Below are 14,128 nucleotides of genomic sequence, written 5' to 3'. Positions count from 1 at the left end.
AATCGGTATGCATGGCTATTTTAGCCGTGTCGATGCAACAGAAGCCAGCAGCTGTTCCTTAGGCTCTTCCTGAAACTGCTGCCCATTGCGGATAAAACGCCAGCGGAAATACAACCATGACATCGTCACCAGCAAACCACCAACGATTGCGGTGCTGTAAACGGCACTGACAAAGAAATTCAGCCAGCTGATGTCGGCTGCATAAAAATGCTTAACCAACAGCAACCCGACACTGCCGGTATAACCGGCGCTGTCGGCCAGATAAATCAGAAATCCGGCATTGGCCACGCCACCGGCCAGCGCGACAAAACGGTCAAACAAAAAGCAGTTAAACGGAATATAGGCCAGATACAACCCCGTACCTAAGGCGACCATCCAGATTTTACTGTCGAGCCAGTGTTGCTGATGCAGCCAGGTGCTGTAACCCAAAATAAAGCAGCCCAGCACAATGGCAATATGATTGGCGGTAAAGGCGCGGAAGTTATCGCGGATAAACATTAATAACGCCAGCGCCACCAGCACCATACCGGCAATGCGCACCCCGGCGTAGGTAAAAATCGCGGGTTCATTGCCATAGCCCAGCGCCTGCCAGATTTCGGCAGAAAAGTTATCGCGAAAATCGCGCAGGCCGGTAAACAGTAAAAACGCCAGAATCAGCAGACTCAGGCCAAACCAGTACTGGCCGAATAACTGCCAGCGGTCGGCGGCGGTCATCGGCTGGCGTTTCAGTCGCAGTTCTTCGTCAGTGGCATCCGGTTCCGGAATCATCGACAGTGCATAGACCGAAATCAGCAGCAGCGGCATAAAAATCAGGCCGGTTAAAAACGGCATCCAGAATTCCGGCACATCGGCATAAACGATTAACGCTTTGCCCACACTGCGTACCATGCCAGAGGCGACAATAAAGGTGGCGCTTAACCCTGCCCCGAGTAATTCCGAGGTTTTACGCCCTTCCAGATAGCTGAATACCAGCCCCCAGATCATGCCCAGTGGCAGACCATTAAAAAACATCGCCAGCGGTTTTAATGGCGCCGGTAATACCGCAAATAAAAACAATGCCAGTTGCGCACTGGCGACCAGTAAGACAATGGCCAGCGCGCGGCGATCGTGCATCATGCCCGACACCACACGGATACCGATAAACTTCGACAACAGATAACCCAGCACCTGCGCAAAAATCAGGATGACTTTGTAATCCATGCCAAACAGGGTCTGGCCATCGTACATCGCCACCGAGAAAGGCTTGCGGAAGGCGTACATCGAAAAGTACGTCATAAAAGCGGCACTGATGGCGAACACCACAAACCAGACAGCAGGCGCCTGCTGTAAACGTTGCTGAACCTGCTGATGAAAACGCTGAAACGGCATAATTAACATTAAAATACTCCCGCTGCGGCACCTGTGCCTGCAGCGCAATCAGTTCTTATAAACAGGAAATACCCGAGGGATATGTCGGCTGTATGAAAATGCTGCATTCAGCCGGTACTCTTGCCGCTGCGCGCGCGGGCACAGTGCAGGCGGAATTCAGGGCTCATCGGATCAGCCTTGGGTTGCATCGTGGCAAAGCGTGCCGGCGAGAATTCTTCCGGGTTAACAAAGGTCGGTTGTTCAAGAATCTGCTCACTGAGCAGGCGGCCAATACCGGCACTGAAGGCAATACCGGCACCGGAGCAGCCGGTGGCGACAAAGGCATTGCTGTACTGCTCCAGACGCCCGAGCAGGGGTTTGCCATCCGGCGTGTAAGACGACACACCGCTTAAGTAATGCGCCAGTTGCGCCTGCTCCAGCAGCGGGCACAGAGTCAGCAGGCTATGCCAGTGCTCTTCCAGTGCCAGCCAGCCATTGGCGTCTTCGGCAAAATGAAAACTGTGAATATCGTGCGGTAATGCACGCGGGTCGGCGACACAACACTGGCTGTCGCGCACACCGAATAACAGCGCCGATTGTTCGCTGCGGAAATAGGCTTTGGCCGAAGGAATAATCGCCATCGGCTGCTTGGCATCAACCTGCGGCTGGTTGTTGGTTATCCAGTAATGGCTGCGCACCGGTGCCATCGCCAGTGCGATATCGTAGTCACAGGCCAGCGCCGCACTCCAGGGGCCGGCCGCCAGCACCACAGTGTCGGCACGGATAAATTCACCGCTGGCGATGTGTACGCCGGTCAGTTTATTGCTCTGCAACTCCAGCCGGTTAACCGCACAATGGGAAATAATCTGCGCACCGGCGGCGCGGGCCGAACGGGCATACAGCTGTGCCAGGGTATAAGGGTCGGCGTGGCCGTCATCGGGGTAATACAACGCACTGCTGTCTGCAGGAAGCGTCAGCCAGGGCAGCAGGCGCTGAATATCGCTGCTGGCCAGCCATTGTGTGCCAACATCCAACTGCTGCGCCTGCTGAAAATACCGTTGTTGTTGCTGACGTTCGTTATCGTTAACGGCGATGTGCAAACAACCGCTGCGTTGCGCAAAGGGCAGATTAAAACGCTGCTCCAGCATACGCAGGGTGCTGTGAGTTTCGTGCACCATTAATGCCGCACTGTCGCTGCTGCGCGCGCGGGTTAATAAGGCTGCCGCCTGACTGGTAGTGCCTGCGCCTAATTCGCCGCGTTCAAACAGCGTTACCTGTGCCTCACCGCTGCTCTGCAGATAATGGGCGATGGCGAGGCCAAGAATACCGCCGCCAATAATAACCACCTGCTGTTTTACTGCCATCCTGATACTTCTTTTGGTCTAGTCCAGATGGTAGTATTTAAAAGACAGCGGATGACAAAACGATGACAGGCAGGTTCAGAGCTGAACCTGGAAAAGGGAGAGTTTCTGATACGCCAGACAAAACCGCAGATTCAGAAACAACAGCCTCAGAAAAACAAAGCCCGGAGTGACTGAAGTCACACCGGGCTGTGTTGTTGCCGCTTTTAAACCGTGATGGTTAACGCACAGAGAGTGCCTGGATTTCGGCTTCGCTCAGGGCCTTATGATAAATTTTCACATCATCAAATGCCTGTCCTGCCGCCAGCTCGCATACCTTTGCATTCCCTTCACCACTGCAGTTCAGGTGCGCATGCCCACCAACCCGGAACGGCGAACCACCACCATAACCGGAGGAGTTCATCGCCGCCATAATGGGCCCGGCTCCCTGAGGTAAGGGAACCGGTTCTGCAATCGCCACACCGTTCAGATAACCGCGCAGTTCACCGCTTTCACTACCACCGTCACGGTCAATAACCATCACCAGATGCTGCCAGACGCCATTGCTCAGCGCATTGTCTGCACGGATAACCGCCTGATTATTCACCATCAGACGATCACGGAAATTAACCTGCATTTCCACGGCAGTGCCGTTACTGCGGATTTCCCAACCACCGTATTCCATATTATTCGGGCCATTGGAGGATTTACCCATCAATAAGCGCGCCCCACTGATCTCGTTATATTTGACCCACATTGAGGCGGTAAAACTTTTATGACCCGGATCGAGTTTATGCGGCAATAAACTATGCCCCAGCGCATCATCTGCTTTAGCTGCCGAAGCCATCAGGGCCATCGTCATCGCATGATTGCTGTTGCTGGCTTCACGCACATCCGCCAGCGCCAGACCGCTGCTTAAGGCGGATAATTCCGGCGCGGTCAGGTGATTATTATCGCCGCTGGCGTCAGTAACGTTATGGTCAGAGGTTATAGCCTCCATATTCCAGTCGCCGGTTAAGCCATTACGTAAAACCTGAATCTGCACCGGCCCGACAGTACGCAAAGAACCATCGGTTACGGTGTAGGTAAACTGATCCACACCGATATAACCTGCAGGCGGTGTGTAGCGTAAAACATTGCCCTGCTGTGTTACCTGTCCACCCTGTGCCGTGGTTGCATCAAAGGCGGCAATGCTCAGTTCCTCACCATTGGCATCATAGTCATTAGCCAATACAGCAACGCTTGCAGACTCATCCTGATAAACACTCAGATAATCTTTAAAGGCTGCTGGTGGCATCGCATCGGTCAATGTTCTGGCCGGTTTGAATTTACTGCCAGCCTGCAAACGCCGCGTGGTTTTACGCGCCTGCATGTTCGACATATGAGTGCCGGGTTCCTGCAGCTGGTTATTATTGTCGGTCTGTTCACCATGGCCTAAGCCCATGTTATGACCGATTTCATGGGTATAGCCCCAGTTCATAGTGTAGTTGGCAACACACCCGACCCAGTCACCACCGCCCCAGCAATGACCACCATTAAACGGATCCTGAAAATCAATGCTGAAATTCGTGGCATCGGTTCCCGCCGGTCTTGGCTGGTTATTGCCAGCGGTTGAATCGCCATGCACTTCGATTAATGCGCGACCCACATCCCAGCGTAAACCGGTTTTCTGTGCCCAGACATAATCTGTTTCGTTGATATGGTTTTCCATTTGCGCAATGGAGTTAATCACACTGCCACCGGCCTGATTCATAAACTGGTTGTATTCGTGTTTAAACGATACGCGGACCAGATTGTTATGGAAATCAGCACCTGGCTGCGGCACGTAATAACGGTTATTTTCCGCGGCCGGAACACTCACCTGAATCTGCAGTTCTTCGGTCTGGGTTTCACTGTTACCCAGCGCCTGCTCATCAATCAGATCAGACACATCAACAACTTTACCCCAGGCCCGTCCGTCGCCGCGCCAGGCGGAAATATGCATACGGCCCATCGCATCAATTACCCCGGTAACCACCTGATACGGGTCATTCGTCACCCGGCCACGATAGGTGCGCGGTTCCGGCATAGGCACCAGCGCCTGATATTGCTGCTGGCGACGGTTATCGAAGGTTAATAACTGATAATTCGGCGAGCGCACACTGTGCTTATAAAAACTCAGTTGCTTGGTATTACCGTCTACCTCGACACTCAGGTCGATGCTTTGTGGTAAGGCTTCACCGGCCTGTTTACCTGCGGGAATAATCTGGGTGGATACAGGCACCACAGAACTCCAGCTGCTGCCGGCCGGGCCACGTACTTCCACACGGATAAAATAGTTCTCACCCGGAACGATACCCGGCAGAAAAATCTGCTGATTACCGGCCGCTAATGCGCCCGGAGAAAACATTTTCTGCCATCCGGAAATCTGATCACCGGCATCGGTGGTGCCGTAATAAATAAACACCTGCAGACCATCAGCATCGTCAGGAATATTAAGGCTCAGTGTTAACTGTTCACCATTTTTATCAAAGCCGGACTGCACCAGTTTATTCACCGTCGGCGCAGATGGGTACAGCGCACTGTATGGCATCAGATAATCGCCGGTTAATTGCGTTTTCGCAGCGCCCCCTGCGCCCTGCCAGGCAACCGACATATGGTCACCACCGCCACCTTCTTTATGCAAGGCTTCGATGTAATACAGCTGTCCGGCTAACAGCTCAATATTGGTTTTCAGCTGATTATTGTTAATCCAGCTGTCCTGATTGGTGTAACCAGTTACCCGTGCAACCACTTCGGCCTTGGCCGGATCGATATCACTGGACAGGCGCAGCTCACTGCTGTCATCGGACGCAATCCAGAAACTGTAGCTGCCCGTTACCGGTACTTTTAAGAATCCCCGCACACGCTGACCATAGTTGTCACCCATGCCCGATGGGCTGGATAAGTTCTGCAGACGGTTTTGCTCAGCCGGCATAGCACTTAACGGAATATCAGCAACCTGACCTCCGGAAACATTGGTCCATATCTGCTGATTAACCCCCTGCTGCGCCAAGCGGGATGACTCCAGCACCATCACCGTCAGCTGCATACTGGCTGAGCTGCTGCCATTACTGGCACTGATGGTTAAGGTATGACTGAAAGCTGCATTCTGAGCGCTGGCGGCCAGAGTCAGTTCGCCACTTGCCGATAACGAAAATAACCCGGCGTCATTACCAGCCGTAATCTGATAATTCAGCGGGGCATTGCCGTCAATATAACCGCGAGCCTGGAAAATACCCTGTCCGGCGGTCGCATCCCGTGACACCAGCGCAGAAAAATGTTCTGCCGTGAAATACGGTTCGGCAGTATTGATAGCAACGGTGGTAATTGTTTTGGCAGCACTTCGGGCTGACTGATTGCCGGCGGCATCGACACTGAATACCTGAACAGTATAATTCTGACCCGGCTTCAGGTTGCGGAGTGTGTACTCTGCCGCCGCACTGGTAGTAATTAACTGATCGTCAATAAAAATACGGTACAGCAGGCCGTTTTCCGGTTCAGACCAGCGGATGTTTGCTGAATAGGTCGTAACATCACTTACTGCTAAATTACCGGGAGCAGCCGGCGGGGTGTAATCACTGATCATCACCGAGGCAATATTACCCGCGACCGAACGGTTACCGGCAGCATCGAATGCCACAATATAAAAGTCGTAGCGCTGACCACCATCAAGATTATTAATTTCGATATTGGTTTCTGATAAATCGGCAGCATTAAGTGTCGACAGTAATGTACCGCTTTTCCAGACTTCATAGCCGGCAACAGCGTTATTATCCGCAGGCTTACTCCATTCAAGAATCACGCTGGCTTCGTCTGTTCTGACCAGAGATAAGTCGGTTATGGCTTCAGGGGGCTGGCGATCAAGCGGCTGACTGAGGTACTGACCACTGATAAGCTGACGCTCTCCGCCGGGAATTGTCCAGGCTACCGACAGGTGATCACCACCTGACTGCTCTACCATTAACGCTTCGATAAAATACGGCTTACCGCCTTGCAGCGTTACAGATTGTGATTTTTGTTCTGGCCTGGCTCCCCAGTTATCTTCTCCAACCCAACTGGTAACTTCAGCTATTTTCTGTTTGTTGTCTGCACTGAAATCCGTACTTAAAAACAACTGAGAAGCATCGTCCGCTGCAACCCAGAAAGTATATTCACCAGTCACCGGCGGCAACAGGAACCCCGACATGCGCTGCCCATAGTTATTACCTACACCGGATGGTGATTTAAACTGCGGCTCAACACTGCTTGAGCTTGGGCTGTTCGGATACTGATTAAAAGCCAGCAGCGAATCTACAGTGCCATCAAAGGTATGACCGGTATATACCTGACGCAGCAATCCGCGCTGCCCCGCAGAATTTCCCATATCAATAAAACCGACACCGACAGAGGTGCTGGTAACACTGAAACCGTCACTGACATCGATGACCAGCGAATAGACCTTGCCACCCAGATTGGCTGCACTCTGTTTAAGAGTAAGTACTCCATCGGCTGATATTGAAAAAGGCGCATTCAGTGGCTGGGCAATGCTCCAGCTCAGCTTGTGTCCGTCCGCGTCGGTGGCAGAGAAGCTATGCAGTGACTGGCCAGTGCTTTGGCTGCTGGTCAGCGTCAGGAATTCCGGTACGGCTGCAATAACAGGAGCCTGATTGTTAAACGCTGTCGCGCTGACAGAAACAGGCTGGGAGCGTTGTCCGGATGCGTTGAGTGCAACAACCTGATATTGATACGATTGCCCGGCAATCAGATTGTTATCCTGATACGAGGTCAGATTGCCGTTAATGACGGCTAACAGATTGCCATCACGGTAAACCTCAAACTGTGCAACACCGGCAGGATGTCCCCAGCGCAACAAAATACTGTCAGCGCGGCTCTCAACGACCTGCAAGCGGGTAACGGCCGGTACTTCTGTTTCCGGATGGGTGGGTTTTCCCGGTTCAGCATCCACTTTTACACCTGATCCACCACCCCCACAGGCGGTTAACATCCCAAAAAGTATAAAAGCCGATAGCTGTCTCATAATATCTCTCATGCATTTAATCAGATCACGCATGCTAATCACTGCACCGACGCTGTTAAAGCACTCAAAAACAAATATGGATAAATCAGGTCTTTTTCGTATAGATTTGTGATATCAGTCTCATATGCAAAAAAAAAGCCTCACGGGTTTGTCCCGTGAGGCTGATTAAAAAGTCACCTGCACATCAGAAGAAGCTGTATTTCACACCCAGATTGGCGCGGTAACCGTAGTATTCCACCTGCAGTGGGCGGCTTTCGCTGCCGAGGTAGTACTTCATCGGTTCGTTGGTGATGTTATTCACATCGGCATACACCATCAGATCGCTGGTTGCCTGATAAGACGCACTCAGGTCAACACTGGTGTAATCACCGTAGTAGCTGTCTTCGTCACTGCTGTCACCGTGTTCCTGAATATAAGCGCCTTTATGGTTAACCGCGATGCGCACAGCAAAGGTGCTGTCATCGTAGAATAACGCGGCGTTATACAGCGAGTCGGCCTGACGCGGAATATCGGCTTTGCGGCCATTGGTTAATTCCATCACCGAACGCATACGGGTGTAGTTGGCCTGTACGCCCACATTTTCCAGCGCATCGGCTATAAAATCGAGGCGACGGCTGAAAGCAAACTCGGCACCGGCCAGCCAGGCATTATCACCGTTCACCGAATCCACACGGTCAACGGTTTCACCTTTAAAGGTTACTTCAGAACGCTTGCTGAAAATCGGATCACTGATCTGCTTATAGAACAGGCCGCCGGAAATCACACCGACATTGTCGTAATAACGCTCGAATAACACATCCAGATTATTGGAATAGGTCGGGTTCAGTCCCGGATTACCCACCACCAGTTCACCATCGGCTTCAGAATAGGCCTGACCCGGCGCCAGCGAACCAAAGTCCGGACGGGCAAAGGTACGGCTGAAGGCAGCACGCAGGTTGCTGTCGTCGGTCAGGGCGTAGGTCATATGTACAGACGGCAGTACCGAGGTGTAAGACTTGGTCTTTTTAACCGGCACAATCACCAGCGTGCCGGCATTGTCTTCGGCACTGTAACCGGATACTTCGGTCTCGGTGCGTTCAATGCGCACGCCACCGACCAGGCTGACATCATCGTTCAGCTGATAAGTCGCCATCCCGTAACCGGCCATCTGGGTTTCGTTTACATCAAAGTTACGGCCCAGCGCGCCACCGTTGGCTACGGTATAGGATTCGTCATCAATCAGCTCGAACTGATCGCGGTTGTTATTCCAGAAATTTTCCAGATCCGACATATCCGCCACCTGACTGAAATCATCGGCGTAACCGGCGTTAATTTCTTCCAGATAATCGTTACGGCCCGGCTGATCACTTAAGTCAAAGTCGCTCAAAAGCGGCGTTGTCGCACTGTCTTTCCACTGATAAAACTCATCGGAAAAACGTGCAACCCGTTCTTTTTCACGGTATTTGGTACCGAATTTTAATTGCAGGTCGTAATTCATATCCTGGGTAAAATCGAGCTGGGCCACGACTTTATCTTTTTCCCGCACATCGACCTTATAAAGCTCGATGGAGGACAGCGCCATCTGTGTCGGGTCCATGCTGAAGCCATCCGGTAAATGCGTGGATGGTTCACTGGCCGGGCTGTTACCACCGTCAATAATGTTGTACGACAGGTTTTTACCGCTACGGTTGTCCAGCCCGACAAAGCCTACGTTTTTCTGATCAAAACGGGCAACAAAATAGCTCTTGTCTTTGCTGTTCGGCACATCACCGTAATAGAAGTGGTTATCGTAGGTTGAGGCTTTCCATTCCAGTAAACCACCCTCTCCGACCCAGTGCTCGCCACCCAGCTGATGCCCGCTGAGTTCGGTGGTCAGAATATTGTGAATATGCTGCAGCTCGATCCGGTCTTTATCAAAACGGTAGCGGTGTTTGTAATGGGTTTCATCGTCGATCAGGGTGCCGTACAGGGTACGGGCATAGACGGTATCGCCATTATCGAATTTATATTCCACGGCACCGTTAAAACCACGGGTATCGCGCTCACCGGTATAATCGCGCAATTCAAGACGTTTAATCCCTTCGCCACTGCGGCGTGGTTCGAAGTTATCGGTCGCCCAGTTACGCACATACTGGCTGGCATTAACGATATAACCCCACTTACCATCGTTACTGCGGTCACCGGCCAGAATATTCAGGTTATAACCACTCTCTTCCGCTTTATCGTTGTAGTTGGTACCAACGGTGACATCCAGTGTGGTTTCCTGCGGTGCGCGGCGGGTAATAAAATTCACATTACCGCCAATGGCATCGCCTTCCATATCCGGCGTGACCGCTTTGCTGACTTCCACGCTTTCGATCATTTCGGTCGGGAAAAAATCGAATGCTGTCGCACGCGAGGTGGTTTCTTCTTCGGCAGTCGGAATGCGGTCACCATTCAGCGAGGCAGAACTCCACTGTGCCGGTAAACCACGCACGGCAACAAAGCGGCCTTCGCCCTGATCGCGCTCGATAGATACGCCAGGAATACGCTGTACCGCTTCGGCGGCGTTGCGGTCCGGTAATTTACCGATACCGTCAGCCGAAATAGCATTGAGAATACGGTTGGAATTTTTCTGCGTGTTCAGCGCTTTCATTTCGCCCTGGAAAATATGGCCAACGGCGACCACTTCTTCGATGCCTGCACCGGTAAATACCACTTTCAGTGCGCCCAGATCTTTACGCTCATCAGCCATTACAGTAACCGTTGTCTGCAACGGTTCATAACCGACGTAGGTAATTTTCAGATTGTAAGTGCCGGCCTGCAGGCCTTTGAGAATAAACTGACCGCGCTCATCGCTCTGAACACGGGCACCGGTTTCCACAACGGTCACCGTTGCACCGGGTAAGATTGAGCTTTGATCAATCACCGAACCCATCAGGCTGGCATCGGCCAGTGCCAGCTGGCTGCCCAGTAACAGTGTCGCCAGCAGTGGCAGTTTTGCAGTTTTAAACGTCTTCATCCTAATCCCCATAGTTTCCAGTAAGCCGCAATCACGCCCCTTGTGCCGGCGGCATCCGAATCTGGTCTAATCCAGTTAGCCAGTGCAGATTAGGAAGAAAATATGACGGGGTTATGACTGTGGCGTTCAACAACGGGCAGAAATCACATTGCCGATATGAGCAGATTACAGACACAAAAAAGCCCGCGGTTAAGCGGGCTTCAGCAGAATAAAAAACCTAATACGTTATTCTGCGGCAGCGGTTTCGGCTGCTGTTTCAACCGGCGCGGCTTCAGCAGTCGCTGCTTCGGTTGTTTCTGCACTGCTGTCTGCGCTTGCAGTTTCTGCAGCTGTTTCTGCAGCTGGGGCTTCGTAACGTAACCATTTCTGGCTGCGGCCAATCCAGGATACGCCGATATAACCGCGAACGCTCAGGCTCTGACCATCTTCGGCAACTTCCAGCTGGGACTTATAAATGCTGCCGGATTTAGGGTCGAGAATACGGCCGCTTTCCCACTCGCCTTCACCGTCATTTTCCAGATCCCACATAAAGGTCAGACCTTCTACTGGCTGATCTTTAAAATCGTCCGGGCATTTTTCACAGGATTTGCCCTGATCTTTTTCACGCAGCAGTTTTACGATAGTACCCTGCAGCTTGCCTTCTTCGTTAATGCTGATGTCGACAACACTGGCCTGACTGCCATCTTCATCGTCGATGGTAACCCACTGGCCTACAGCCGGATCTGCCAGAGTAACGGATGACAGCAGGGTAAACGCTAAAGCGGATAAGGATTTTTTCACAAAGGGACTCTCCAGAGCTGGTGCAATTCCGGACGCAGGCAATGCCCGTATAACAACGAGCCGCAGCACGGCCGGACCCCGGCCAGTTGCGTTATCTGTTATTGGTAGGCCAGGTGAGCGGATCATAAAATATATTGCGGGAAAAATCCGCCATCTGTCGCTTTCAATGGCTCTGTCAGACCCGGCAAATCGGGCCAATTATTCATAATCAGCCGTCGCCGGAGCGCTTTTATACCGGACTAAAGGCGTACGTATTAGCACCAAAGCACGCCATTTTTGCCACCTGCGACCATGGTCACCCAAGCCTTTAAAAGGTGCACAAAAGTAACGCTAAGTTACTGTTTTAGCTATAGAAAACACAAATTGAACAGAGCTGTTCAAAATTGGTACTACCAAGGTCTAGCTGTCGTGTTCTGACGCTATGCTGCTAGGTTGATTCTGCATTCAAATAAAAACTAGGAGGGGTTATGGCTTTCAAGTCAGAAGACGATAAGAACGCGTACTGGCGCAAAAACCTGAGATTAATGTTCGTATTACTGGTTATTTGGGCAGTGACGTCGTATGGCTTCGGCATCCTGTTCCGCCCGGTACTCGATATGATTCCGGTAGGCGGCGTTGGTCTGGGTTTCTGGTTTGCACAGCAGGGTTCGATTTATGTGTTCCTGGCAATTGTTGCAATTTACGCCAAAAAAATGCGCGAACTCGATCGTGAGTTCGGTGTTGATGACGATGAATAAGTGAGGAGTTGAGCATGGATTTACAGACCTTAACTTACATCGTAGTAGGCCTGAGCTTCGGCCTCTATTTTGGGATCGCTATCTGGGCCCGTGCCGGAACGACCGGTGAATATTATGCGGCTGGCCGCGGTGTTCACCCGGTTGCCAACGGTATGGCAACAGCAGCCGACTGGATGTCTGCCGCTTCCTTTATCTCCATGGCGGGCCTGATCGCCTTCCAGGGTTATGATGCTTCTATCTTCCTGATGGGCTGGACCGGTGGTTATGTACTGCTGGCACTCTGCCTGGCTCCTTACCTGCGTAAATTCGGCAAGTTTACTGTGCCTGATTTTATCGGTGACCGTTACTACTCCCGTACTGCCCGTATTGTGGCCGTTGTCTGTCTGATCGTAGCGTCTCTGACTTACGTAATCGGCCAGATGAAAGGTATTGGTGTGGCGTTCTCCCGTTTCCTCGACGTGGATTATGCAACCGGTCTGTATGCCGGTATGGGTATCGTATTCTTCTACGCCGTACTCGGCGGTATGAAAGGCGTAACCTACACTCAGATCGCGCAATACTGTGTACTGATTTTTGCTTACACCGTACCGGCGATCTTTATCTCTCTGAACCTGACCAACAACCCGATTCCACAACTGGGTTTCCTCAGTGACACCGCTGACGGTACCCCGCTGCTGGTAAAACTGGATCAGACGCTGGTTGACCTTGGTTTTGCTGAATATACCGCGCAGAAAGGCGGTACCTTCAACATGCTGATGTACACCCTGTCGCTGATGATGGGTACTGCTGGTCTGCCACACGTGATCATCCGCTTCTTCACCGTACCTAAGGTGTCTGATGCGCGTTCATCCGCAGGCTGGGCTCTGCTGTTCATCGCCATTCTGTACACCACTGCCCCGGCTGTGGGTTCTATGGCCCGTCTGAACCTGACCAATACCATTCAGCCTGGCCCGGTTGGCAGTGCCGAAGGTAACCTGGCTTATGCTGATCGTCCGGACTGGTTCAAGAAGTGGGAAACCACAGGTCTGCTGGCGTTCGAAGATAAGAATGGCGATGGCCGTATCCAGTACTACAACGACAAGAACCCTGAGTTTGCCGCCAAAGCTGAATCTTTCGGCTGGAAAGGTAACGAAATGGTGAAAGTCGACCGTGACATCATGGTACTGGCTAACCCGGAAATCGCTAACCTGCCAAACTGGGTAATCGCTCTGGTAGCGGCCGGTGGTCTGGCGGCGGCACTGTCCACTGCAGCAGGTCTGCTGCTGGCGATGTCGACGGCGATCTCTCACGACCTGCTGAAGCGTACCTTTATGCCGGATATCGGTGAGAAACAGGAACTCATGGCTGCACGTATCGCCATGGCCGGTGCCATTCTGGTAGCAGGTTACCTGGGTCTGAACCCACCGGGCTTTGCCGCACAGGTGGTGGCGCTGGCCTTCGGTCTTGCAGCCTCCTCGATCTTCCCTGCACTGATGATGGGTATCTTCAGCAGTAAAGTGAATAACAGTGGTGCGGTTGCCGGTATGCTGGTTGGTCTGGTGTCTACCCTGGTATACATCTTTACCTACAAAGGCTGGTTCTTTGTAACCGGTACTGAAATGCTGGCGAATACTCCGGACAACTGGTTCCTGGGCATTTCTCCGGAAGCCTTCGGTGCTCTGGGTGCGCTGCTGAACTTCGCTACCGCATTCATCGTGTCGAATATGACCGCTCCGGTACCGGATGATATCCGCCACATGGTTGAAGACATCCGCTTCCCTAAAGGAGCTGGTGAGGCGCACGATCACTGAGATCTGGTGCTGACCCAACCATAAAAAAACCGGCTTCGGCCGGTTTTTTTTATGGTCTGAGGTCTGAGGTCTGAGGTCTGAGGTCTGAGGTCTGAGGTCTGAGGTCTGAGGTCTGA

Annotated in this window: 7 protein-coding genes; 2 read left to right on the top strand and 5 right to left on the bottom strand. The window is 52.2% G+C overall.

Translation table 11 applies throughout. From position 1 onward, the window contains the following. Nucleotides 1-15: 15 nt before the first annotated feature. The 5 genes from HUF19_RS06280 to HUF19_RS06260 form a co-directional block, all read right to left on the bottom strand. Nucleotides 16-1,377, bottom strand: a complete 1,362-nt coding sequence (locus HUF19_RS06280; protein ID WP_260998984.1) for a DUF5690 family protein — start codon at nt 1,375-1,377, stop codon at nt 16-18. A gap of 98 nt (nt 1,378-1,475) precedes the next feature. Further along, nucleotides 1,476-2,711, bottom strand: coding sequence for an NAD(P)/FAD-dependent oxidoreductase (locus tag HUF19_RS06275; protein ID WP_260998983.1), 1,236 nt, complete (start codon nt 2,709-2,711; stop codon nt 1,476-1,478). 217 nt (nt 2,712-2,928) lie between these two features. Beyond that, entirely contained in the window at nt 2,929-7,653 is a 4,725-nt protein-coding gene (locus HUF19_RS06270) for a fibronectin type III domain-containing protein (protein ID WP_260998982.1), read from the bottom strand. Nucleotides 7,654-7,909: 256 nt separating this feature from the next. Next, complete coding sequence (locus HUF19_RS06265; RefSeq protein WP_260998981.1) at nt 7,910-10,705, bottom strand: TonB-dependent receptor; 2,796 nt, start codon at nt 10,703-10,705, stop codon at nt 7,910-7,912. Between the two features lie 225 nt (nt 10,706-10,930). Continuing rightward, complete coding sequence (locus HUF19_RS06260) at nt 10,931-11,485, bottom strand: DUF2147 domain-containing protein (RefSeq protein ID WP_260998980.1); 555 nt, start codon at nt 11,483-11,485, stop codon at nt 10,931-10,933. A gap of 467 nt (nt 11,486-11,952) precedes the next feature. On the opposite strand from HUF19_RS06260, the gene HUF19_RS06255 reads away from it, so the two are divergent. Together HUF19_RS06255 and HUF19_RS06250 are read left to right on the top strand one after the other, a co-directional pair. Then, nucleotides 11,953-12,222, top strand: a complete 270-nt coding sequence (locus tag HUF19_RS06255) for a DUF4212 domain-containing protein (protein ID WP_260998979.1) — start codon at nt 11,953-11,955, stop codon at nt 12,220-12,222. 14 nt (nt 12,223-12,236) lie between these two features. Then, the gene (locus HUF19_RS06250; RefSeq protein ID WP_260998978.1) at nt 12,237-14,012 is read left to right on the top strand and encodes a sodium:solute symporter family protein; all 1,776 of its coding nucleotides are present in this window, start codon (nt 12,237-12,239) and stop codon (nt 14,010-14,012) included. Nucleotides 14,013-14,128 lie beyond the last annotated feature (116 nt).

Origin of the sequence: Thalassolituus hydrocarboniclasticus (assembly GCF_025345565.1) — a bacterium.
GTDB lineage: Bacteria > Pseudomonadota > Gammaproteobacteria > Pseudomonadales > Oceanobacteraceae > Venatoribacter > Venatoribacter hydrocarboniclasticus.
The sequence above is the reverse complement of the archived record's forward strand: the minus strand, read 5'-3'. Positions and strand labels throughout refer to the sequence as shown.

Coding starts and splice junctions, on each gene's coding strand:
- HUF19_RS06280 (WP_260998984.1), bottom strand. CDS start 1,377: ATGTTAATTATGCCGTTTCAGCGTTTTCATCAGCAGGTTCAGCAACGT.
- HUF19_RS06265 (WP_260998981.1), bottom strand. CDS start 10,705: ATGAAGACGTTTAAAACTGCAAAACTGCCACTGCTGGCGACACTGTTA.
- HUF19_RS06250 (WP_260998978.1), top strand. CDS start 12,237: ATGGATTTACAGACCTTAACTTACATCGTAGTAGGCCTGAGCTTCGGC.
- HUF19_RS06255 (WP_260998979.1), top strand. CDS start 11,953: ATGGCTTTCAAGTCAGAAGACGATAAGAACGCGTACTGGCGCAAAAAC.
- HUF19_RS06275 (WP_260998983.1), bottom strand. CDS start 2,711: ATGGCAGTAAAACAGCAGGTGGTTATTATTGGCGGCGGTATTCTTGGC.